Here is a 22,049-nt window from a genome sequence, read left to right on the forward strand (position 1 = left end):
TGTCGCACGGGCTCAGAGCGAGTCGAGCACCGCCGCGAGCCCGTCCTCGGCCACTGCGCCGGTGACCTCCGACGCGACGGCCTTGACCTCGTCGGGAGCCTGCCCCATCGCGACGCTCCGGCCCTCCGCCCCGGCCCACTGCAGCAGCTCGAGGTCGTTGCGCCCGTCGCCGACCGCCACCAGCCGGGCGGTCGGGATGTCGAGCGCATGCCGCACCCGCTCCATCGCCGTCGCCTTGCTCACACCGTCCGGCGAGATGTCGAGCCACGCGGTCCAGCCGATCGAGTAGCTCACCCGCTGGAGGCCCATCCGCTCCACGATCGCGAGGAACTCCTCCTCGTCGTGCTGCGGCGACACCACAACGACACGGGTCGCGGGATGCTCGGTGAGCTCGTCGAAGCCGACCTGCTCGGCGTTCACCAGCTCCCAGTCGGTCATGCCCTCGGTGTAACGGCGGAAACCTGTCGGGTCCTCCACCATGAAGCTGCCGGACGGCAGGTGCGGCCGGATGGTGCGCAGCACCTCGGTCGGGTCGAAGGTCTCGATGAACTCACGCCGGTAACCGCCCTCGACGGTTTCGTCGCGCATCATCGTGAGCGCGCCGTTCGCGCACACCACGAACCGGCTGGTCAGGCCGAACTTCTCGTGGATCGGCCGAGCGGTCTCCCAGCTCCGGCCGGTGGCCAGCATCACCTCGTGCCCAGCCTCCCGGACGCGGGTGACGGCCGCGAGCACGGCCTCGCCGACGGATTCGTCCTCGTGGATGAGGGTGCCGTCCACGTCGAGCGCGATCAGCAGGCGGTCGCTCCCGGCTACAGTGCTCACTGCGCGATCGGCTCCAGGACCTCGAGGCCGCCCAGGTAGGGCCGCAGCGCCTCCGGGACGAGCACCGACCCGTCTGCGCGCTGATGCGTCTCCAGGATGGCGACCAGCCAGCGGGTCGTCGCGAGCGTGCCGTTCAGGGTCGCGACCGGAGCGGTCTTGCCCGACTCGGTGCGGTAGCGGATCTCGAGGCGCCGGGCCTGGAACGTGGTGCAGTTGGAGGTCGAGGTCAACTCGCGGTAGCGGCCCTGCGTCGGGATCCACGCCTCCACGTCGTACTTGCGCGCGGCGCTCGACCCGAGGTCGCCCGCGGCCGTGTCGATGACGCGGTAGCTGAGCCCGAGGGCCTGCATCATCTCCTCCTGCCAGGCGAGCAGGCGGGCGTGCTCGGCCTCCGCGTTCTCGGGGAGGGTGAAGACGAACATCTCCAGCTTGTTGAACTGGTGCACGCGGATGATGCCCCGGGTGTCCTTGCCCGCCGAGCCGGCCTCCCGCCGGTAGCAGGTGGACCAGCCGGCGTAGCGCAGCGGCTCGGTAACGTCGAGGATCTCGTCCGAGTGGTACCCGGCGAGCGCGACCTCGCTGGTGCCGGTGAGGTACAGGTCGTCGTCGGCCAGATGGTAGACCTCGTCGGCGTGCGAGCCGAGGAACCCCGTGCCCTGCATCACCTCCGGCTTCACCAGGGTGGGCGTGATCATCGGGACGAAGTCGTTCGACACCGCCTTGTCGAGCGCCATGTTCATCAGCGCGATCTCGAGGCGCGCGCCGATGCCGCGGAGGAACGAGAACCGGGCTCCGGCGACCTTCGCGCCGCGGGCCATGTCGATCGCGCCGAGCAGCTCGCCGAGTTCCAGGTGGTCGCGCGGCTCGAAGTCGAACTCCGGGATGCCGCCGACCTCCTTCAGTACGACGAAGTCGTCCTCGCCGCCGCTCGGGACGCCGTCCACGATCGGGTTGCCGATGCGCCGCAGCACCGCGTCGAAGTGCGCCTCCGCGGTGTTGGCGGCCTGCTGCGCCTCCTTCACCCGGCCGGCGAGCGCCTGCGCCTGGGCGACGAGCGCCTGCTTCTGGTCCTTGGGCGCCTGCGCGACCTGCTTGCCGAACGCGTTCTGCTCCGCGCGCAGCTCCTCGAAGGCTGTGATCGCGGCCCGGCGCTCGATGTCGGCCTGCAGCGCCTCGTCGACGAGCTGCACGGAGTCGCCGCGGGCCTCCTGGGAACGTCGGACGACATCGGGGTTCTCGCGCAGAAGGACGGGATCGATCACTGCCCCAGCTTATCGTCGTCCAGTAGCGTGATCCCGTGGACGATCGGGAGGGGACGAGCGGCATGACGGTCGCCGTCGTCTACAACCCCGTGCGGGTGGACGTGCGGAGGGTGCGGGCGGCGGTGGAGGCGCGCGCGGCCGACGAGGGCGATGTCGAGTTGCTCTGGTTCGAGACGACCCCGGAGGACGGCGGTCGGGGTCAGGCCCGGCAGGCGCTCGAACGCGGCGCCGACCTCGTGCTCGCCGCCGGCGGCGACGGCACGGTGCGCGCGGTCGCCGAAGCGCTGCGGGACGCGGACGCGACGCTGGCCGTGCTGCCCGGCGGCACCGGCAACCTCCTCGCCCGCAACATCGGCATCCCGTACGCCGCCCTGGAGGAGGCCGTCGCCGTCGCGTTCGGCGGTGTCACCCGCCGCATCGACATCGGAGTGGCGACGGCGGCACGGCCCGACGGCAGCACCAGCGAGCACGCGTTCCTCGTCATGGCGGGAATGGGCTTCGACGCCCGGGTGATCGAGACCGCCCGGCCGGAGCTCAAGCGCCGCTTCGGCTGGCTCGCCTATGTCGAGTCGGCCTTCCGCTCGTGGCCGGCCTCGCGCGACGTCCGGGTGCGGTTCCGCATCGACGGAGCCGCCGAGCGCACCGCGCACGTCAGCACCATCCTGTTCGCGAACTGCGGCAGCCTCCCCGGAAACATGCAGCTCATCCCGGACAGCGAGGTGGACGACGGCCTGATCGACATCGCCGTCCTGCAGCCCGTGACCGTGTTCGGCTGGCTGGCGATCTGGCGCAAGGTCACGTGGGAGAACCGGGTGCTCCGCCGGAGCGCGCTCGGGAGGCGGATCATCCGCTTCACCGACAAGGCGATCCGCACCCGGCTCAGCTACCTGCGCGGCGCCGCCATCGCGGTGAAGCTGGACGTGCCGGAGCCGTTCGAGCTCGACGGCGACGGGTTCGGCGAGGTCATCGCGCTCGGCATCACCGTCGACCCGCAGGGCCTGCGTGTGCGGGTGCCGCGCTAGCGCCTTTTCGCGCGACATTCGTGCCGAAGGAAGCTTCTGCGGCGCGCATACGTCGCATTCGTGACGAATGACGAGGCTCAGACGGTGTCGTCGTCGGGCAGTTCGCCGTCGCTCTCCGGGTACGGCGCCCGCTTCGCTCCGCGCCCGGCGAGAGCCGTGAGGAACAGCAGCGCGACCAGGGTGATCAGGCCGACCGTGATCAGCGGGCCGGCGAGCATCCAGCCGAGCTGCGAGATCACGAGCGAGCCGACATCGGTCGAGGGGTGGAGCCGGTGTACGACAGGCTCACCGAGACCGAGTAGAGCACGATGCCCAGCACGACGAAGCCGCCGGACACCAGCCAGAGGGCGAGCATCAGCGGGTTGCGCCGGGGCGAGAGGTCGAGGCGGTCGAGGATGCCCGCGGCAGCGGCGGCGGGCGGCGCCGGAGTGGCGTAGACGCGGTCGATGTCGGGCTCGGCCGCGGTGGGGAGCTGCGCCGCCGGGGTCACCCTCTGCACGTCGACCGGCGCGACGCTGAGCGCGGCCGCTTCGACCGGCCTCCGCTCCTCGTCCTCGCTCTCGTCGGTCGCGACGGACGGCCCCGGCGCGGCGCGGAGTCGGGTCTTGGCCCGCTCGCCCGGCTGCGGCCGGTAACCGCGCTGGAACTGCGGGTCGTAGCGGGGGTCGATGCCGCGCGCGGCGTCCTTCTGCTCGTCGTCCACGATCATCCCGACCTCCCGCGCATCGGATGGGAGCGCTCCCTGATGCGCAGCTTACCCGCGGTCGCCCGGAGCGGCACCGTGGTCATCGACCAGCGTGCCGAGCCATTCGCGCGCCTCCGTGAAGACCTCGTCGCGGTAGCGGTGGTCGAAGTCGACGCGCATCCCGTCCGCCCGCGGATACGAGCCGAGGAAGATCACGGACGGGCTGAACCGGCGGAGGCCGAGCAGGGCGTCCGCGACGCGCTCGTCGTGGATGTGGCCGTCCGCGTCGATGACGAACCGGTAGCGGCCGAGGGCGTCGCCGATGGGCCGCGACTCGATGAGACTCAGGTTGATGCCTCGCGTGGAGAACTGCTCCAGAAGGTCGAGCAGCGAGCCGGGACGGTCGTCCGGCAGCTCGGCGATCAGGCTGGTCTTGTCGGCCCCGGTCGGCGCAGGCACGCTGCGCGACGTGCTCACCAGGACGAACCGGGTCACTGCGTTCGGGTTGTCGCCGATGTTCTCGGCGAGCACGGTCACGTCGTGGTGGTCGACGATCCCGGGCGGGGCGATCGCGGCGTCCGCGGTGCTCCCGTCGAACAGGGAGGCCGCGGCGGCGACGTTGCTGGAGGCGGGCAGGTGCCCGTGCGCGGGGAGGTGGGCGTCCAGCCATTGGTGGCACTGCGCGTAGGCGACGGGGTGCGCGTTGATCGTGCGCACGTCGGCCAGCGTCGTCCCCGGCCGGGCGACGAGCACGAAGTTCACGGGCACGAGATACTCGCCCACGATCCGCAGGCCCGGGATGGTCGCGAGCGCGTCCTGCGCGACGGAGACGCCGCCCTCGATGGAGTTCTCGATCGCGATCATCGCGGCGACGCTGCGCCCGGCGACCACGTCGGCGAGCGCCTCCCCCACGTTGTTGACGGCCCGCCAGCTCTTGCCGCGGGCCTCCGGGACCTGCGCGAGCGCGGCCTCCGTGAACGTCCCCGACGGCCCGAGGAAGCTGTAGACCTCGTCCACGGACGCGGGCAGCTCGGCAGTGGGGTCGGCAGGCGCGGAGGACATGGCCCTCAGCTTAGCGAGGCGCATCGGGCCGACCCTCGCCGGTTCCCCGCCGCCGTGGAAGAGTAGTCGCATGGACGAACGAGCAGGCACCCCCGCGCAGCCCTCCGACCTCATCGACGTCGACGCCCTGCGGCGCGCGTACTACGAGCTGAAGCCCGACGTGAGCATCCCGGCGCAGCGCGTGGTGTTCGGCACCTCCGGTCATCGCGGTTCGGCGCTCGACACGGCGTTCAACGAGGACCACATCGCGGCGACCACGCAGGCGATCGTGGAGTACCGGAACGCGCAGGGCATCACCGGCCCGCTGTTCATCGGCGCGGACACCCACCTGCTCAGCGAGTTCGCCACGACCACCGCGCTGGCGGTGCTGGTCGGCAACGAGGTGCGCGTGCTCGTGGACGAGTTCGACGACTGGGTGCCGACGCCGGCGGTCTCGCACGCGATCATCGCCTACAACAAGGCGGGGCATCCCGACCAGGCCGACGGCATCGTGGTCACGCCGAGCCACAACCCGCCGCGCGACGGCGGCTTCAAGTACAACCCGCCGCACGGCGGCCCCGCCGACACCGACGCGACGAGCTGGATCGCCAAGCGGGCCAACGAGATCATCGCGGACGGGATGCGCGACGTGCGGATGTCCGAGCCGAGCGGCGTCGAGACGTACGACTTCCGAGGCAACTACGTCGCGGATCTCGAGAACATCATCGACGTGAAGGCGATCAAGGAGAGCGGCATCCGGATCGGCGCGGACCCGCTCGGCGGCGCGAGCGTGAACTACTGGCAGGCGATCGCCGACCGTTACGACCTCGACCTCACCGTCGTGAACCCGGAGGTCGACCCGGCCTGGGGCTTCATGACGCTCGACTGGGACGGCAAGATCCGCATGGACCCGTCGAGCCCGTCCGCGATGGCGTCGGTCGTCGCGCGCAGCGGCGACTTCGACATCCTGACCGGGAACGACGCCGACGCCGACCGGCACGGGATCGTGACACCGGACGGCGGCCTGATGAACCCGAATCACTACCTCGCCGTGGCGATCGACTACCTCTTCACCACGCGCACCGGCTGGCGTAAGGATGCCGCGGTCGGCAAGACGCTCGTGTCGTCGTCCATCATCGACCGGGTGGCGGAGTCGCTGGGCCGGCGGCTGTGGGAGGTCCCGGTCGGCTTCAAGTGGTTCGTCCCCGGCCTCATCGACGGCTCGGTGGGCTTCGGCGGCGAGGAGAGCGCGGGCGCGAGCTTCCTCCGGTTCGACGGCTCGGCCTGGACGACCGACAAGGACGGCATCCTGCTCGCCCTGCTCGCCAGCGAGATCCGCGCGGTGACCGGCAAGTCGCCCTCGCAGCTCTACCGCGAGCTGACCGAGCGCTTCGGCGACCCGGTCTACCAGCGGGTGGACGCCCCGGCCAGCCCGGAGCAGAAGGCCGCCCTCGGCAAGCTCGACGGCGACGCGATCGCCGCGACCGAGCTCGCCGGCGAGCCGATCACCGCCAAGCTGAGCCGCGCGCCCGGTAACGACGCACCCCTCGGCGGCGTGAAAGTCGAGACCGCGACGGCGTGGTTCGCGGCCCGCCCGAGCGGCACCGAAAACGTCTACAAGATCTATGCCGAGAGTTTCGCGGGCGAGGAGAACCTCCGCGTGGTGCAAGAGGAGGCGAAGCGCATCGTCGACGACGCCCTCGGCGCCTGACAGCCTCCGTCGTCAGACAGCCTCCGTCGTCAGGAGGTGGAGGTCAGAGTCCAGCAGTTGCCGTGCGGGAGGGGCTCGTGCGTGAACTCGTCCACGAGCAGTGCGATGAGGGCGAGGCCCCGCCCCGACTCGCCGAAGTCCTCCGGGTCGGGCATGGCCACCGACGTCAGGTCGATGTCGGCCGGCTCGGCGTCGTCGGTGACGACGGCGCGGATGCCGTCCGGGGTGTGCCCGACCTCCAGCTCCACGCGGGTGCGGGTGCCCTCCACACCGTGCTGGATGACGTTGGTCACGACCTCCACGACCGCCAGCTCGAACGCGCCGCGGCGCTCGGCCGCGAGGTCGGGCCGGCGCTCGGCGAGCTCCGCGAAGAGCGCGTGGACGCGCTCGATGGCCTCGGCGTCGGCCGGAGCCAGGAACGCCTCCCGGAACGCGTCAGTCACGGTACGCGTCGTCGGTCGCCGGGTACACGCGCAGGATGCGGTCCAAGTTGGTCAGTCGCAGGACGCTCGCGACCTGCTCCGACGCCGCGGCCAGGCGCAGGTCGCCGCCCGCCGTCCGCGCGGTCTTCAGGCCGCTCACCAGCGCGCCGAGCCCGGACGAGTCGATGAACTCCACCTCGCTGAGGTCGAACGTGAGCCGGGCGTGGCCCTCATCGACCACCCGCTGAACCTCCCGGCGGACAGTCGGAGCGGTGACCAGGTTGATCCGGCCGTTCGCGGCGAGCACGGCGACGCCGTCCTCCCGGATGGTCGTGGTGATGTTCATCGGAGGCGGGGCTCCTTCCTGGCCGCGTGCGCGGCCGGTCCGCGGTACAGGGCCGCGCGCGGGATGACGGCGAGCACGACCAGGTCGTAGATCACCCAGACCGTGTTCACAAGCGTGCCCAACCCGTCCGCCGTTCCGGCGATGACACGCAGGACGCCGATGACGGCCGCGATCACGAGCACGACCATCGCGGTGAGCTGCGGCCAGATCTGCCGCCAGGGGATGGGCGCGCGGCCGCTGCGCTCCTTGGGCGTGACGACGAAACCGAGCTTCCGGCCGAACCAGACGTTCGCGGCCGCCGTCCAGCACGCGCGGATCCACAGCGGGAAGAGCGCGAGCGCGTACTGCTGGCCGCGCCAGGTCTTCAGCCCGCGGGCCGCGACGAGGAACATCAGCTGGCTCAGGATGAAATACGGGAGGAACCGCGCGAAGAACTCGACGCTCCAGGCGGTCACCGGCATGATCCCCGTGAGCAGGTAGATGACCGGCGCGGCCAGGTAGACGACCGACGCGAACCCGGAGAGGTAGCTCCACATCGTCGCGAAGTACATCAGCCGTTGGCCTGCGCTCAGCCCGCGCTTGAGGAGCGGGTTGTCCTTGAGCATCACCTGGAGGGTGCCCTGCGCCCAGCGCAGCCGCTGGCCGAGCATCGTCCCGAGGTCCTCCGGGGCCAGCCCCCAGGCGAGGATCTCGTGGTGGTAGACGCTGCGCCAGCCGCCCGCGTGGAGCTGCATGGCCGTCGCCATGTCCTCGGTGACCGAGATGGTCGCCATCGGCATGACGGGCTGCGCCTGGCCGGGCCGGTCGACGGCGAGGGTGTCGGCGATGCGCTGCACGGAGTCGATCGCGCCGAGTGGCGACCAGTCCCGCTCGGCCAGCCGGTCGAGCGCGACCTCGTCCACCACGAACGCGCCCAGCTCGGAGTCGGCCTGCACCGGGAGGGCGGCGATCGCGCGCAGGTCCTCTTCCATTGCGGCGACATCGCTGCGGACCGCGGTGCGCGAGACATCGTCCATCTGCTGCTGCAACCGGTAAGTCACCTCGCCCACGCTCTCGCCTGCGCGCAGGCGGACGTTGGCGTCCTCCACGTGGCCGCGGACCTCGGCGATGAGACGTGCGGCGTCCGGGTCGGAACGGGCGGAGCGCTCGGCCTTCGCGAGCATGCGGTCGGCCGAGCGGAGGGAGAGCCGCACGGTCTGCTCCACGTCGCGCACGTAGCCGACGATGCCGAGCTCCATCAGCGCGTCGCGCCGCAGCACGGCATTGGAGCCGCAGAAGAAGGCGGCGTTCCAGCCGTCCTTGCCCTGCTGGATGGGGCCGTAGAACAACGGAGCCTGGTTGCCGAGCGGGTCGGCCTCGTCCACGTTGGAGAAGAACTGCGGCGTCTGGACGAGCGCGACTTTCGGGTCGGCGAAGTAGCCGAGCGTGTTGTCCAGGATCTGCGGCTCGGCGATCTGGTCGGCGTCCAGGATGAGGAGGAACTCGCCGTCGGTCTGGAAGAGCGCGTTGTTGAGGTTCCCGGCCTTGGCGTGCCGGGGCTTGTCCGCCCAGTCCTCGGAGCGGGTGACGTAGCCGAGCCCCTCCCGCTCAGCCGCGGCGCGCATCGCCGGCCGGTCGCCGTCGTCGAGGATCCAGGTGCTGTGCGGGTAGCGGATGGCCTTCGCCGCCCGCGCGGTCGTCAGCACGAGGTCGATGGGCTCGTCGTAGGTGGTGATGAACACGTCCACCGTTCCCGCGGGTGGCGCGTCCGGGCCGGTGCGCACCTTCACGCGCCACATCGTGAGGGCGAAGAAGAAGGTGTCGACCAGGCTGTAGGTCTCGGCGACAACCAGCGGCACGGCGATCCACCAGGCAGACCAGTTGACGGAGGCCAGCCACCGCCACATCACGTAGTCGAGGCCCGCCAGGACCGCGAGGACGCAGATGAGGCGAAGCAGCCCGCGGTTCACCAGGTGCTCCGGCGCACGACCACCGCGGTGACGTCGTCGATCGGCACGCCTCCGCGTGCGGCGCTGAGGATGCGGGAGACCGCACCTCCGGGAGTGACGTTGCCCCGCACGATGGCCTCCAGCACCGGGAAGGCGCGGTCGCCGCCGAGCGCGTCCAGGACGCCGTCGCTCACGCAGACCAGCGAGTCGTCGGGACCCAGGATCACCCGGTCGGGTGTCCGCGGCTCCGGAGCCGGAAGGCCGAGCGGGAGCGCGCTGCTCGGCAGCCGTTCGAGCCCTCCTCTGGCACGGACGATCACGGCGAGCCCGTGGCCGGCGTCGACGTAGTCGACCGCGCCGTCCGTGTGCACCTTGGCGTGGAAGAGGGTGACGAACGTCGCGAGCTGGTCGAGGTCCTCCTCCACGAGCCGGGAGGCGGCGTCCACCGAGTCCTCCAGGTCGGCGAAGTCCATCGCGCTGCGGAGTGCCGTGCGAACCGACGCGCCCACGATCGCGGCGGCCAGCCCCTTGCCCATCACGTCGCCGACCGTGACGCAGAAATCGTCGCCGACGTCGTACCAGTCGTAGAAGTCGCCGGAGACGCCGCGGGACGGCTCGCAGGCCGCCGCGACATCGAACCCGCGCGCCCGGGGCTTGCGGCGCGGCAGGAGGCCTTTCTGGGCGATCGCCGCGCGGTCGAGCTCGTCGTCGCGGTTGAGCTCGTCCTGCACCCAGTCCGCGAGGTCGCGCAGCACGCGCTCCTGCAGAGGGCTGAGCGTGCGCGGTTCGGTGTCGAGCACGCACAGGGTGCCCACGGCCTCCCCGCCCGGCGCGTGCAGCGGCTCGCCCGCGTAGAAGCGGAGGTGCGGGTCGCCGACGACGAACGGATTGTCCGCGAAACGCTCGTCGCGGGTCGTGTCGGCGACGATCAGCGTGGCGTCCTGGCGGGCGGTGACATCGCAGAACGCCTTCTCGCGCGGGGCCTCAGTGGTCAGCCCGATGTGCGACTTGCGCCACTGCCGGTCGCCGTCGAGGAGCGTGATGCTCACCATCGGGACGGCGAAGAGCAACTGCGCGAGCCGCGTGATGCGGTCGAACCGCGCCTCCGGTCCGCTGTCGACGACCCGGAGGCCGGCCAGCGCGCGTTGGCGCGCGCTCTCTGTCTGCTGCCCCGCCTGCGCATCGACGACCATGCGTCTAACTGTACTGAGGTGTCTACCGGAGTCCAGGGTGACGCCGGTCCGTACCGGATGGCAATTCCGGAGTGAAATCCAGAAGCACAGTGCTTACGTTTCACATTCAAGATCGACGGCTAGCCTGATGCGATGCATTCCGACCCGACGTCCGGCGCCCCGACCCGCGCGCAAGCGCGTTCCCGCGAGAAGTCCCCCGGCGCGCCGATCGCCCGTCACGGGCGCCTCACGCCCCGCACACTTCGGGCCGGCCTCGGCGCGCTGGCCCTGCGTTCCTTCGCCGTCGTCGCGGTCAGCGCCGCGGCCCTGGCCGGGTTCGCCGTCCTCGACGTGTTCGCGACCGTGAACGCGAAGGACGGGGTCCAGCTCGTGGACGAGGATGGAAAGGCGCTGCCGCCACGGGTCGGAGCGGTCGACGGCGCCTTCACCGTCCTCCTCGCCGGCAGCGACAGCGGGGGCGGGAACCCCGCTTACGACGAGCGGGACGCCGCCCTCAACGACGTGACGATGCTGCTGCACGTGTCGGCCGACCACAAGGACGCCACCCTCGTCAGCCTCCCCCGCGATCTGTACGTGCCGATTCCCTCCTGCCCGGACGGCACAGGCGGCAGCCACGACTCGATGAGCCGTCAGAAGCTCAACACCTCGCTGAGTTACGGCGGCCTCGCGTGCACGGTGCTCACCGTGAAGCAGCTCACAGGACTGGAGATCGACTACGCCGGGGTCATCGAGTTCGACGGCGTCATCCAGATGTCCAACGCGGTCGGCGGTGTGCCCGTCTGCGTCTCCGGAGACATCGTCGACCCGTACAGCGGACTGGATGTGAAGGCCGGCGACAACACCCTCCAGGGCGCGCAGGCGCTCGCATTCCTCCGCACCCGGCACGGTGTGGGCGACGAGTCCGACCTCGCCCGGATCAGCAACCAGCAGGTGTTCCTGTCCTCGCTGGTGCGCACCATCAAGAGTGCGGACACCCTGGCCAACCCGCTCAAGGTCTACGGCCTGGCGAAGGCGGCGGCGGACAACATCCAGCTCTCCGAGAGCCTCAAGGACGTCACCGCGATCGCGTCGCTCGGAGTGGCCCTCAAGGACGTCGACCCCGCCAAGGTCGTCTTCGTGCAGTACCCGAACCACCTCGAGGGCGACGGCGTCGCCCCGGCCGCCGATGAGGCGGAGCTGCTGATGTCCGCTCTGCGGGAGGACCGCGCTGTCACCCTGACCGGCAACACCGGGCTGGGGTCGGAGACGGCGACAGAGGCGCCGGCGACGGCGCAGCCCGGGGACAGCGGGGCCACCGCCGACACCGGTACGGTCGAGCTGCCGTCGAACGTGCACGGGCAGACGGCCGCGCAGGTCACCTGCTCACGGCCGTCCGCAGGCTAGGACCAGACCGCCTAGTGGTACTCCGTCCCGCCCGGCACCCCGAAGAACTCCTCCAGGGTCGTGACATTCGTCGACTTGAGCTGAGTGGCGAGCGGAACGCCGATGTACCGGAAGTGCCACGGCTCGAAGGCGAAGCCGGTGACCGCGACCTTGTCCGCCGGGTAGCGCAGCAGGAAGCCGAAGCGCCAGGCGTTCGCGGCCAGCCACTCCCCTTGCGGCGTATGGGCGAAGCAGGCGTCGAGGGAGCACTTCGCCGGGACGGCGCTGATGTCGACCGCTAGGCCGGTCTGGTGCTCGCTGTGGCCGGGGCGCGCGGTGTCCGTGTCGGCGTACGCCATCCCGTGGCGCGCGACATCGTCGTTGTAGACGCCGGTCTGCGACTCGAACGACCGGTAGGCGCTCTGCACCGAGAATTCGAGGCCGGCCTCCGCCTTGCCTGCGTGGAACATCGCGACGAGGGCCTCCGCCACCTCCGGCCGCATCGGCTGGTGATTGACGTAGGGGACCTCCGGGTAGACCAGGGAGGCAGGCTTGTAGGTGATCGGGTTCAGCGGGCGCGGCTTGTTCACGACCCCCACGTGCTCGCCGGGTCGTCGATCGACTGTGCGTGCTTGTCGAAGCCCGCGACGGTGGCGGTCGGCGTGGACGTGGGGAGGGGCCGGGCGGCGGGCGAGGCGGCTTTGGAAGGGGTCGGCTTGCGGGGCGGCTGGTCGGCGGCGGAGCACGCCGTGACGGCGAGCAGCACGAGCGTCGCGGCTGCCGCGGCCGCGACACGACGACGGGGACCGGTCGATTTCACTGCATGAGCATAAGCGCCCGATCGCGCCGTTGCTGTCAGCGCATTCCCGGTCTCACCGGAATCGGGGCCGACTAGTTCGAGAGACTCCAGAAGTGGCCCGTCGCGCCGGGGTGGTCGACCGTGATCGTGTGGTCGAGGTCGCGGTAGTCGGTGTCGGTGTTGTGGCCGGCCATTTCGATGGTGATCTTGCCGTTCACGTTGCGCACCGCCGAGACGATCTGAACGTGGTCGAGCGAGTCGTTCTTGTTCCAGTCGAACATCACGATGTCGCCGACCTTGATCTTGTCGCGCTGATCGAGCGAGTACTCCGTGAGCCCGAGCTGCGCCGCGTTCTGGCGGAAGTAGTCGTCCATAGCCGGGACGTACCCCCAGGCCGGGCTCCAGTCGGACGCGGCGTCGTGGTTGTACCAGTCGGAGTTCATCTGCCAGCCGCGCGCGATCAGGGTCTGGCTGACGAAGTTGGCGCAGTCGCCGCCGACCGGGTTGAGGTCGCCGTACTGTGCGGTGTTGTAGTTGCTCCAGTGCGCCAGCGCGTAGGCGAGCTGCTGGTCCACAGGGGTCTGCGCCTGGTAGGTGTACGTCTTGCCGGCGGTCGGGACGACCGCGCCGCCGGCTGCGGTGACGACGATCGGCACAGCACCGGCCGCCCAGTTCGCCGCCTGCGGGACCGTCACGACGATCTTGTCGCTGCCCGGCTGGGTGACCGGAGCCGGCTGCCCGCCGATCCGCACCGAGGCGACCTTGTCGAGGTTCGTGCCGGTGATGGTCGCGGTGCCGCCCGAAAGGCTGCCCACGGCCGGCTGGATGCCGGAGACGGTGGTGCTCTTCGGCTGCGCCACCGGCACCGCCTTGGCGATCGCCCTCATTACCGGTGACGGCTCACCCGCGCATCCCGTGAAGAGGAGGGTGGCGACGGCGACCGCCGAGGCGACGGCGAACAAGCGACGGGAACGACTGTGAGAACTCATACGACCTTAGGGGAGTGTGCAGAGGGTGACGGGAAGCACCTCTTCCACGCTAGGGCGCAGAGTTATGCGGCACCTGGATGGGGTGCGGCGCGTCTGTGCAGCTGCAGCGAATCGCAGCCGGCCGGGTCGACTCGCAGATTGACCCAGGCGTTCGCCCGTGGCGAACGCGGCAGCAGGGAGCGTAGTCTCACGTTGCCGAAAGACTCGCACTGGGTGTAACTTTGCACTCTCCGCAAAATTCTTTGCCCCACACCGGTGTGACGCTCCCCGAGTGACGGGCGTCCCCTCCCACGATTCTCGACACGGAGAAAGATGTCCAGTCAGACCAGCGCGGCGGTAGCCGCACCCAAACCGATCATGTCGCATCGCCAGATCCTCTTCGTGATCTTCGGCCTGATGGCCGGCATGTTCCTGTCGGCCCTCGACCAGACGGTCGTCGGAACCGCGATCCGCACGATCGGCGACGACCTGCACGGCCTCAGCCAGCAGGCCTGGGTCACCACGGGCTACCTCATCCTCTCGACGATCTCGACGCCGATCTACGGCAAGCTCTCCGACATCTTCGGCCGGCGGCCGCTGTTCATCATCGCCATCGGCATCTTCATCCTCGGCTCGATCGCCGCGTCGTTCTCGACCTCCATGCTCGAGCTGGCGGCGTTCCGCGCCATCCAGGGCCTCGGCGCCGGCGGTCTGATGTCGATGCCGCTCGCGATCATGGGCGACATGCTCGCGCCGCGCGAGCGCGCCAAGTACCAGGGCTACTTCCTCGCCGTCTTCGGCATCTCCAGCCTCATCGGCCCGCTGATCGGCGGCCTGTTCGCCGGAGCGAACGAGATCCTGTGGATCGCCGGCTGGCGCTGGGTGTTCCTCATCAACGTGCCGATCGGCATCGCCGCGCTCTTCATGGTCCTGCGCTTCCTGCACCTGCCGAAGCACGACAGGGGCTCCGCGCGGATCGACTGGTGGGGCGCCACGGGCGTCATCGTCGCCCTCGTTCCGCTGCTGCTCGTCGCCGAGCAGGGCCGCGAGTGGGGCTGGGGCAGCGCAGGCTCGATCGCCTGCTACGTCATCGGCGGCGTCGGCATCATCGCCTTCATCCTCATCGAGATGGCGATGAAGGACGACGCACTCATCCCGCTCAAGCTGTTCCGCTCCAGCACCTTCTCGATGGCGACCGTCATCGGCGTGCTCGTCGGCTTCGGCATGTTCGGCGCGATGCTGACCCTCCCGCTGTACCTGCAGATCGTGCTCGGCTCGACACCGACCGAGTCGGGCCTCCAGCTCCTCCCGATGATCCTCGGCCTGATGGTCTCCTCCATCGCCTCCGGCCAGATCATCGCGAGGACCGGCCACTACCGCCAGTTCCCGATCATCGGAACCGCGATGCTCGCGGGTGGATTCTTCTACCTGACGTTCCTGAAGTTCGGCGACTCCTACTGGTTCATCGCCGGCGCGATGCTGCTGATCGGTCTCGGCCTCGGCCAGCTCATGCAGACGCTGACCATCGCCAGCCAGAACTCGGTCGGCCTCCGCGACATGGGTGTGGCGACCAGCGCCTCCACGTTCTTCCGTCAGATCGGTGGAACGCTGGGCACCGCCGTGCTGCTGTCGCTGCTGTTCACGGTGTTCCCGACGAACATCCAGACCGCGCTCACGGACAAGCCGACGCTGACCAGCGCGCTCGACGCGGCGCTGACCCCTTCGGTCGCCTCCGCGCCGGAGAACAAGCAGATCATGGAGAAGATCTACACGCCGATCACGAGCAAGGCGACCGCGGCCACGCAGCAGGCGCTGCAGAAGGCCGTGGACGGAGCCAAGGCCGCGGCCAGCCAGGCCGTCGCCGGTCAGGTCGCCGCCGGCCACATCCCCGCCCAGGCCCAGGCCCAGGCGGAGGCCGCCGCGCAGCAGCAGGCCGTCCAGGGCGCCGCAAAGCAGATCGAGGCGAAGGCTCCCTACGCCTCGGTCGCGAGCGACGGCACAGTGACGCTGAACTTCACCGACGCGACCGCGCGCTCGGCCTACGTGGACACGCTCGTCCCGGTCATGCAGACGCAGCTCAAGAAGGGCAACGGGGCGAACAGCAGCTCGGACATCAACGACACGTCGTTCCTGAACACGGCCGACCCGCGGCTCTCGAAGCCGTTCCTGGTCGCCTTCAACACCTCGGCGGTGCAGGTCTACTGGGTGGCGATGATCGTGGTCCTGGGCGCGTTCGTGCTGTCGCTGTTCTTCAAGACCCCGCCGCTGCGCGCCAAGTCGGCGCTGCAGGAGGCCGCCGACGAGAGCGCCGAGGCCGCCGCCCGCGAGGGCGCCGAGGCAGGCGAGCGCCGGCCGGTGCCGGTCGGCGCGATGGCCGCCGCCGATTCCGAGGCCGCCGCCCGCGGCGAGCTGGAGGAGACCGACCTCGGCCTGATCGCCAGCCGCGTGGCCGGCGAGACCGGCGCGCTCATGGAGCCGGTGGTCGACACCGCCTCGGTCGCCGCCCAGCGGCCGCGGCCGGCGACCGACTGACTTCCCGGCTCAGTCCACCTCACCGACGGGACGGCCGTCGCCCATCCGGGCGGCGGCCGTCCCGCTGTCCAGACCCGCGGACTGCGGCGGCACCCGGCGCAGCACGAGCGGCGTCACCACGCCGTGCAGCACGATGCTCCCCACCACGGTCAGCACGGTCACGCTCAGCACGTCGCCGCTGTCGCTGTCGGGGAGGTGGTTGTAGGCGAGCAGGCCGAACACGATGGAGGCCGTGCCGCGGGGGCCGATCAGCCCGATGAAGGTGCGCTCCCGCCAGGTCACCGGCGAGCCGAGCATCGAGGCGTAGACGGGCACGGCGCGGAACAGTGTGAGCGCGAGCACGGCGATCACGAGCACCCGCCAGTCGATGCCCTCCACGATCACGGCCGTCGTCATCCCGCCCAGGATGAACCAGACGAAGTCCGACGCGACCGTGCTGGCCTCCTCCACCAGCAGGAGCTCGTCCTCGGGGACCGCGCGCAGCTCCCGGCGGCGCGTGCGGGCGACGCGGAACATCACGCCGGCGACGAACGCCGCGACGAAACCGTTCGCCGCGACGTCGTGGATGGTCGCGATCCCATAGGTCAGCAGCGGCGCGATGAGCATCACGAAGCGGATTCCGGACGCGTTCGCCCAGCCCCGGTCGGAGGCCCACCGGGTCAGGAGCCCGAGCACGCCGCCGATGACGACGCCGACGACGACCGCGACGACGGTCGCCGGGATCGCACCGAAGAACGCGTAGACGGCCTCCGACAGGTTCTTCTCGACCTCCTTCTCGCTGGCCCCGGAGAGCTGCGCACCGGTGTTCGCGACCTTGAGGATGCTCGGGAGGGCGACGGCGATCGCGACCGACATGGCGAACAGCGGCGAGATGAGGCCGTCGTTGTAGCCGCTCTCCACGTTGAGGACCTGGCGCACCCGGGCGGGGACGCGCCCCGACCGCAGGAGGGCGGTCGCCGGGGCGAAGTCCGTGGGCATCACGATGCAGGCGATCACGATCAGCACGAAGACGTTGAGCGCGGGGAGCAGCCAGGCGCCGGTCACGACGACGAGCGCGAGCGACAGCGGCAGGGCGATCAGGACGAGCCGCGCGAGGCTCCGGCCCTGGCCGCCGAAGATACCTCCGCGCACCTCGCACGCGTCGACGAAGAGCAGCACGGCGAGGATCAGCTCGACGACGTGCTGGGCGACGTCGCTGTCGATGGCATCGGTGAAGCCCTTCACGTCCACGAGCACGACGAGCGAGCCGAGCACGGCGAGCGCGGCCGGCCCGGCGATCCCGAACCGTTCGAACCGGTGCGCGACGAGCGACCAGAGCGCGACGGCGGCGAAGCCGACGAGGATGATGACCGGCATCCGCGCACCTCCCCTGGCTCTCCTGCTCTCCTGCTCCCCGCGACCGGGCGGGACCAGTCTGGACCCGCGTGCCGCATCGCGCCAGGCCACGACATTCGCGCCGAATGTCGCGAAACCTCGCGCGAAACGCCGCATTCGTGCCGAATGTGCCTCCGCCTTCGGCGGGGGTGGTCCCTTCCGCATTCGTGCCGAATGTGCGGAATGGGGGCGCGAAACGCGACATTCGTGCGGAATGTCGCGCGCTAGAGGGCGGAGAGCACGTCGACGGCGAAAGCGCGGGCGTCGCGGAGGCGGCGGCGGTCGGACTCGAGGCCGGCGCGGACGAGGGCGCCGTTCAGCACGTACGACAGGTGCTGCGCGGTCCGCTCCGCGCGGGCGCGGTCGGTGAGCTCGCGGAGGCCGGCCGCCAGGATGCCGTCGACCTCCGCCAGGTGGCGGCGCACCGTCTCGCGGCCGGGGTCGCCGAGGGGCAACTCGGCCGCCGCGTTCAGGAGGCCGCTGCCGCGGTAGCCGGGCTCCGGCGCGAGCGCAGCCTGGTCGAGGCAGGCGTCGAAGACCGCAAGGACGCGCGTGAGTGGGTCCGGCGCCCGGCGAGCGCGGCGGACGTAGAGGGCGAGCCATTCGGCGTGGCGGGCCTCCAGCACGGCCGAGACGAGTGCCGACTTGGAGGCGAAGTTGTTGTAGAGGCTCATCTTCGCGACCGAGGCGTCGGCGGTGATCGCGCCGACGCCGGTGGCTGCGATGCCGTCGGAGTAGAACCTCCGGGCGGCCGCTTCGAGGATGCGTCGGCGGGCCGCGCCCGTGCGCGCCCCGGTGTTGCGCCCGGACTCCGGCATCGGCGCCCCCTTCTTATCTAGGTAGGTCAGTCTATCTAAAAGGCGTACCTCCCAGATCACGGTTCGATCACGCCGCCGACGGCGATCCCGCCGAATCCCGCGGGTTTCGATGTCTGTGCAGCATTTCGCGTCTTTTCAACGATGAGAGCGCGACCATGACCGCGCTTGACAAGCCCGTCCCAAGCGATCTACATTCTGTTCCAACCCGTGAGAGCGCTCTCACGGCCTTCAAAAAGAGAGCGCTCTCACCGGTCTCACCAGACCAAACGCACACACACGCACAAGGGAGTGATCCGTGAAGCTTTCACGACGCACCAAGGTCGCTGCGGCAGTCGCCGCCACGGCCTCGTTCGCCCTCCTCGCGACTGGCTGCTCAGCGAGCGGCAGCGACGCAGGAACCAGCTCGAACCCCATCACGCTGACCGTCACGACGTTCGGCACGATGGGCTTCGACAAGCTCTACTCGCAGTACGAGAAGGAGCACCCGGGGATCAAGATCAAGGCGACCAACATCGACACCGGTGACAACGCCCTGACCGACTGGCAGACCAAGGAGGCCGCCGGCAGCGGGCTCCCCGACGTCCAGGCGGTCGAAGAGGGCTGGCTCTCGAAGGTCATGCAGGTCTCCGACCAGTTCAACGACCTCAAGGACTACGGCGCCAACGACATCAAGAGCCGCTGGGTCGACTGGAAGCTGAAGCAGGCCACCGACAAGAACGGCCGCATCATCGGCTACGGCACCGACATCGGACCGGAGGGCCTCTGCTACAACGGCAAGCTCTTCGCCGCGGCCGGCCTGCCGAGCGACCGCGACTCCGTCGCCAAGCTGTTCGGCGGCGACAACGCCACCTGGGCGGACTACTTCAAGGTCGGCCAGCAGTACAAGGCGGCGACCGGCAAGGCGTTCTACGACCAGTCGGGCTTCCTCTGGAACGCTATGGTGAACCAGCAGCCGGAGGGCTACTACACCAAGGACGGCAAGCTCAACATCCAGAACAACAGCGACCTCAAGGCGCTGTGGGCTCAGCTCGCGGGCGGCGCGGCGGCCGGTCTCTCCTCCAACCAGACCCAGTGGGACTGGGGCAAGGGCAAGGCCTTCACCGACGGCTCGTTCGCCACGTTCGTCTGCCCGGGCTGGATGCTCGGCGTCGTTCAGGGCCAGGTCAAGGCCGGCGGCGGCGACGCCTCCACCGGCTGGGACTTCGCGAACGTCTTCCCGGGCGGCGCGGCCAACTGGGGCGGCTCGTTCCTGACGGTGCCGAAGCAGTCCAAGCACCCGAAGGAGGCCGCGGCCCTCGCGGCCTGGCTGACCACCGCGAAGTCGCAGGTCGCCACGTTCCAGGCGGCCGGCACGTTCCCGTCGGTCACCGCGGCGCAGTCCGACCCCGGCGTCACCGGTGCGAGCGACCTGACGAAGTTCTTCAACAACGCTCCCGTCGGTCAGATCCTGGCGGCGCGCGCGAAGGGCGTCGTCGCCCAGTACAAGGGACCGGACGACTCGGTCATCCAGTCCCAGGTGTTCGGTCCGTCCGTGCAGCAGCTCGACTCGGGCAAGGCGAACGGCGACCAGGCCTGGGCCAACGCGATGACGCTGCTGAACCAGCTCGTCGTCAACAAGTAGTACACCTCACCAGTCGGGCCCCGCTGCTGTCGGCGGCGGGGCCCGAACCTCCACCCGCACCATCCGCTCCCCTCCCCCACGGAGAACCGCATGACCACCGTCACCCGCACCCCGGAGGCCGCCCCCGCGGCGGCCCGGGGCGACCGCGACGACCGCCGGGCACTCACCTTCAAGCAGAAGCTCAGCCGCTTCGACGTCAAGGCGTCGCCGTACTTCTACATCGCGCCGTTCTTCGTGCTCTTCGCGCTCGTCGGCCTGTTCCCGCTGATCTACACGTTCGTCGTCTCCCTCAACAACTGGAACCTGCTCACCGGTCCGGGCGAATGGGTCGGCTTCACCAACTACCTCACCGAGCTGAAGGACCCGTTCTTCTGGAACTCGCTCTTCAACACGGTCAGCATCTTCCTGCTCTCCGCGATCCCGCAGCTCCTCGCCGCGGTGTTCATCGCCGCGATGCTGGACCAGAACATCCGGGCCAAGACTTTCTGGCGGATGAGCGTGCTCCTCCCCTACGTCGTGACCCCCGTCGCCGTCACGCTGATCTTCTCGAGCGCGTTCGACGAGAAGTACGGGCTGATCAACAACATCCTGCAGGCCGTCGGCCTCCACCCCGTCATGTGGAAGACCGAGACTTTCCCCTCGCACATCGCGATCGCGACGATGGTCAACTGGCGCTGGACCGGGTACAACGCGCTGATCCTGCTGGCTGCGATGCAGGCGGTCCCGCGCGACATCCACGAGTCCGCCGCCCTCGACGGCGCCGGGTCGTTCCGCCGGTTCTTCTCGATCACGCTGCCGAGCATCCGGCCCACCATGATCTTCGTGATCATCACCGCCACCATCGGCGGACTGCAGATCTTCACCGAGCCCAAGCTCTTCAACCCGTCGAGCGCGGTGCCGGGAGGCCCGCAGCGGCAGTACCAGACGACCGTGCTCTACCTGTGGGACATGGCGTTCAACCGCCAGAACTTCGGGAGGGCGTCCGCGATCGCGTGGATGCTGTTCCTCATCATCGTGCTGTTCGGCGTGCTGAACTTCCTGATCTCCCGCCGCATCGCCTCCACCGAGGCGCGCGTGCACCGATCGCGGACGGCCCGCAGGCTGGCGCGCAGCCGCGCCGCTGCCCTTTCCAACGGCGCCTCCGCGACCGCCTCCACCGCGACCGACCCCGTTTCCGACGCCGACCCCGCGGCGAGCGCCGAGGGCGCCCTCGCGCTGGCCGCGGCGAGCGAGGAGAAGAACATATGACCACCGCGACCCGCCCCGCCGCCTCCCGCACGGCCGCCCCGAAGGAGCGCGCCCCTCGTCGTCGCGCGCTCGGCATCGACCGCCGTCCCGGCTTCCTCACCTACGGCATCCTGCTCGCGATCTTCGTCGGCGGCGCCTACCCGCTGTGGTGGTCGTTCGTCGCCGGATCGAGCAACAGCACCGTGCTCACGTCGACCTGGCCTCCGCTGCTGCCCGGCGGCCAGTTCTGGAAGAACGTCGGCGCCGTGCTCGACACCGTGCCGTTCTGGCAGGCGCTCGGCAACTCGATCATCGTCTCCACGGTCATCACGGTCTCGGTCGTCTCCTTCTCGACGCTCGCCGGGTACGCGTTCGCCAAGCTGCGGTTCCGCGGCCGCGAAGGGCTGCTGGTGTTCGTCGTCGGGACGCTGGCCGTGCCGACCCAGCTCGGCATCATCCCGCTGTTCATGGTGATGAAGCAGTTCGGCTGGACCGGGACGCTCGGCGCGGTCATCGTGCCGACCCTGGTCACGGCGTTCGGCGTGTTCTTCATGCGGCAGTACCTGGTGGACGTCATCCCCGAGGAGCTCATCGAGGCCGCGCGCGTCGACGGCGCCACCATGATCCGCACCTTCTGGCACGTCGGCGTCCCCGCGGCGCGGCCGGCGATGGCGATCCTCGGCCTGTTCACCTTCATGACCGCGTGGACCGACTACCTCTGGCCGCTGCTCGTCGCCCCGCAGAACCCGACCCTGCAGGTCGCGCTGAGCCAGCTCCAGTCGGCGAAATACGTCGACTACTCGATCGTGCTCGCCGGAGCGGTGCTCGCGACCATCCCCCTGCTCATCCTCTTCGTGCTCGCCGGCCGGCAGCTTGTCTCCGGCATCATGGCCGGCGCGGTGAAAGGCTAACG

Annotated in this window: 21 protein-coding genes; 7 read left to right on the forward strand and 14 right to left on the reverse strand. The window is 70.0% G+C overall.

What is annotated here, in order from left to right; translation table 11 throughout:
• Positions 1-12: 12 nt before the first annotated feature.
• Both ACR5MH_RS14125 and serS read right to left on the reverse strand, forming a co-directional pair.
• Positions 13-825, reverse strand: a complete 813-nt coding sequence (locus tag ACR5MH_RS14125) for an HAD family hydrolase (protein WP_431347779.1) — start codon at positions 823-825, stop codon at positions 13-15.
• Positions 822-2,087 carry a serine--tRNA ligase gene (serS, locus tag ACR5MH_RS14130; RefSeq protein ID WP_431347780.1) on the reverse strand — a complete coding sequence of 422 codons (1,266 nt, stop codon included), beginning with the start codon at positions 2,085-2,087 and terminating at the stop codon, positions 822-824. The genes ACR5MH_RS14125 and serS overlap by 4 nt, the downstream gene beginning before the upstream one ends.
• 35 nt (positions 2,088-2,122) lie before the next feature.
• On the opposite strand from serS, the gene ACR5MH_RS14135 reads away from it, so the two are divergent.
• A complete protein-coding gene (locus ACR5MH_RS14135) occupies positions 2,123-3,109 on the forward strand; it encodes a diacylglycerol/lipid kinase family protein (protein WP_431347781.1) in 987 nt (328 codons plus the stop codon).
• A 77-nt stretch (positions 3,110-3,186) separates the two neighbouring features.
• Here the strand turns inward: ACR5MH_RS14135 and ACR5MH_RS14140 are convergent, their stop codons facing one another.
• From ACR5MH_RS14140 to pheA, 3 genes are read right to left on the reverse strand one after another with little or no spacing between them, the layout of a single operon-like run.
• Complete coding sequence (locus tag ACR5MH_RS14140) at positions 3,187-3,348, reverse strand: hypothetical protein (RefSeq protein WP_431347782.1); 162 nt, start codon at positions 3,346-3,348, stop codon at positions 3,187-3,189.
• Positions 3,345-3,818 carry a hypothetical protein gene (locus tag ACR5MH_RS14145; RefSeq protein WP_431347783.1) on the reverse strand — a complete coding sequence of 158 codons (474 nt, stop codon included), beginning with the start codon at positions 3,816-3,818 and terminating at the stop codon, positions 3,345-3,347. Before ACR5MH_RS14145 ends, ACR5MH_RS14140 begins: the two co-directional genes overlap by 4 nt.
• A gap of 45 nt (positions 3,819-3,863) precedes the next feature.
• Positions 3,864-4,856 (reverse strand): prephenate dehydratase, encoded by a 993-nt coding sequence (gene pheA, locus ACR5MH_RS14150; protein ID WP_431347784.1) that lies wholly within the window; start codon positions 4,854-4,856, stop codon positions 3,864-3,866.
• A 70-nt stretch (positions 4,857-4,926) separates the two neighbouring features.
• Here pheA and pgm point away from each other — a divergent pair, with 70 nt between their 5' ends.
• Positions 4,927-6,546 (forward strand): phosphoglucomutase (alpha-D-glucose-1,6-bisphosphate-dependent), encoded by a 1,620-nt coding sequence (gene pgm, locus ACR5MH_RS14155; protein WP_431347785.1) that lies wholly within the window; start codon positions 4,927-4,929, stop codon positions 6,544-6,546.
• Positions 6,547-6,575: 29 nt separating this feature from the next.
• Here pgm and ACR5MH_RS14160 read toward each other — a convergent pair whose 3' ends face one another.
• From ACR5MH_RS14160 to ACR5MH_RS14175, 4 genes are read right to left on the reverse strand one after another with little or no spacing between them, the layout of a single operon-like run.
• Positions 6,576-6,989, reverse strand: coding sequence for an ATP-binding protein (locus tag ACR5MH_RS14160; RefSeq protein ID WP_431347786.1), 414 nt, complete (start codon positions 6,987-6,989; stop codon positions 6,576-6,578).
• On the reverse strand, positions 6,982-7,314 hold the full coding sequence (locus tag ACR5MH_RS14165) for an STAS domain-containing protein (RefSeq protein ID WP_431347787.1): 333 nt from the start codon (positions 7,312-7,314) through the stop codon (positions 6,982-6,984). The genes ACR5MH_RS14160 and ACR5MH_RS14165 overlap by 8 nt, the downstream gene beginning before the upstream one ends.
• Positions 7,311-9,263, reverse strand: a complete 1,953-nt coding sequence (locus ACR5MH_RS14170) for a glycosyltransferase family 2 protein (RefSeq protein WP_433861871.1) — start codon at positions 9,261-9,263, stop codon at positions 7,311-7,313. Before ACR5MH_RS14170 ends, ACR5MH_RS14165 begins: the two co-directional genes overlap by 4 nt.
• Positions 9,260-10,435 (reverse strand): PP2C family protein-serine/threonine phosphatase, encoded by a 1,176-nt coding sequence (locus ACR5MH_RS14175; protein ID WP_431347788.1) that lies wholly within the window; start codon positions 10,433-10,435, stop codon positions 9,260-9,262. The genes ACR5MH_RS14170 and ACR5MH_RS14175 overlap by 4 nt, the downstream gene beginning before the upstream one ends.
• Before the next feature lie 132 nt (positions 10,436-10,567).
• On the opposite strand from ACR5MH_RS14175, the gene ACR5MH_RS14180 reads away from it, so the two are divergent.
• Entirely contained in the window at positions 10,568-11,818 is a 1,251-nt protein-coding gene (locus ACR5MH_RS14180; RefSeq protein WP_431347789.1) for an LCP family protein, read from the forward strand.
• 11 nt (positions 11,819-11,829) lie between these two features.
• Here the strand turns inward: ACR5MH_RS14180 and ACR5MH_RS14185 are convergent, their stop codons facing one another.
• The 3 genes from ACR5MH_RS14185 to ACR5MH_RS14195 all read right to left on the reverse strand — a co-directional run bounded on the left by ACR5MH_RS14185 (position 11,830) and on the right by ACR5MH_RS14195 (position 13,558).
• Positions 11,830-12,387 (reverse strand): M15 family metallopeptidase, encoded by a 558-nt coding sequence (locus tag ACR5MH_RS14185; protein WP_431347790.1) that lies wholly within the window; start codon positions 12,385-12,387, stop codon positions 11,830-11,832.
• Positions 12,384-12,617, reverse strand: coding sequence for a hypothetical protein (locus ACR5MH_RS14190; protein ID WP_431347791.1), 234 nt, complete (start codon positions 12,615-12,617; stop codon positions 12,384-12,386). The genes ACR5MH_RS14185 and ACR5MH_RS14190 overlap by 4 nt, the downstream gene beginning before the upstream one ends.
• Positions 12,618-12,688: 71 nt before the next feature.
• Positions 12,689-13,558 carry an amidase domain-containing protein gene (locus ACR5MH_RS14195; RefSeq protein ID WP_433861872.1) on the reverse strand — a complete coding sequence of 290 codons (870 nt, stop codon included), beginning with the start codon at positions 13,556-13,558 and terminating at the stop codon, positions 12,689-12,691.
• 339 nt (positions 13,559-13,897) lie between these two features.
• Here ACR5MH_RS14195 and ACR5MH_RS14200 point away from each other — a divergent pair, with 339 nt between their 5' ends.
• The gene (locus ACR5MH_RS14200; protein WP_431347793.1) at positions 13,898-16,096 is read left to right on the forward strand and encodes an MDR family MFS transporter; all 2,199 of its coding nucleotides are present in this window, start codon (positions 13,898-13,900) and stop codon (positions 16,094-16,096) included.
• Positions 16,097-16,105: 9 nt separating this feature from the next.
• Here the strand turns inward: ACR5MH_RS14200 and ACR5MH_RS14205 are convergent, their stop codons facing one another.
• Together ACR5MH_RS14205 and ACR5MH_RS14210 are read right to left on the reverse strand one after the other, a co-directional pair.
• Complete coding sequence (locus tag ACR5MH_RS14205; protein ID WP_431347794.1) at positions 16,106-17,452, reverse strand: cation:proton antiporter domain-containing protein; 1,347 nt, start codon at positions 17,450-17,452, stop codon at positions 16,106-16,108.
• A gap of 242 nt (positions 17,453-17,694) precedes the next feature.
• A complete protein-coding gene (locus ACR5MH_RS14210; protein WP_431347795.1) occupies positions 17,695-18,288 on the reverse strand; it encodes a TetR/AcrR family transcriptional regulator in 594 nt (197 codons plus the stop codon).
• 295 nt (positions 18,289-18,583) lie between these two features.
• On the opposite strand from ACR5MH_RS14210, the gene ACR5MH_RS14215 reads away from it, so the two are divergent.
• From ACR5MH_RS14215 to ACR5MH_RS14225, 3 genes are all read left to right on the forward strand, one after another.
• A complete protein-coding gene (locus tag ACR5MH_RS14215) occupies positions 18,584-19,909 on the forward strand; it encodes an ABC transporter substrate-binding protein (protein WP_431347796.1) in 1,326 nt (441 codons plus the stop codon).
• Between the two features lie 90 nt (positions 19,910-19,999).
• Positions 20,000-21,157 (forward strand): carbohydrate ABC transporter permease, encoded by a 1,158-nt coding sequence (locus ACR5MH_RS14220; RefSeq protein WP_431347797.1) that lies wholly within the window; start codon positions 20,000-20,002, stop codon positions 21,155-21,157.
• Complete coding sequence (locus tag ACR5MH_RS14225) at positions 21,154-22,047, forward strand: carbohydrate ABC transporter permease (protein ID WP_433861873.1); 894 nt, start codon at positions 21,154-21,156, stop codon at positions 22,045-22,047. Before ACR5MH_RS14220 ends, ACR5MH_RS14225 begins: the two co-directional genes overlap by 4 nt.
• The last annotated feature ends 2 nt before the right edge of the window (positions 22,048-22,049 follow it).

This window comes from Streptomyces sp. L7 (genome assembly GCF_050990935.1).
Taxonomy (GTDB): Bacteria; Actinomycetota; Actinomycetes; order Actinomycetales; family Microbacteriaceae; genus Leifsonia.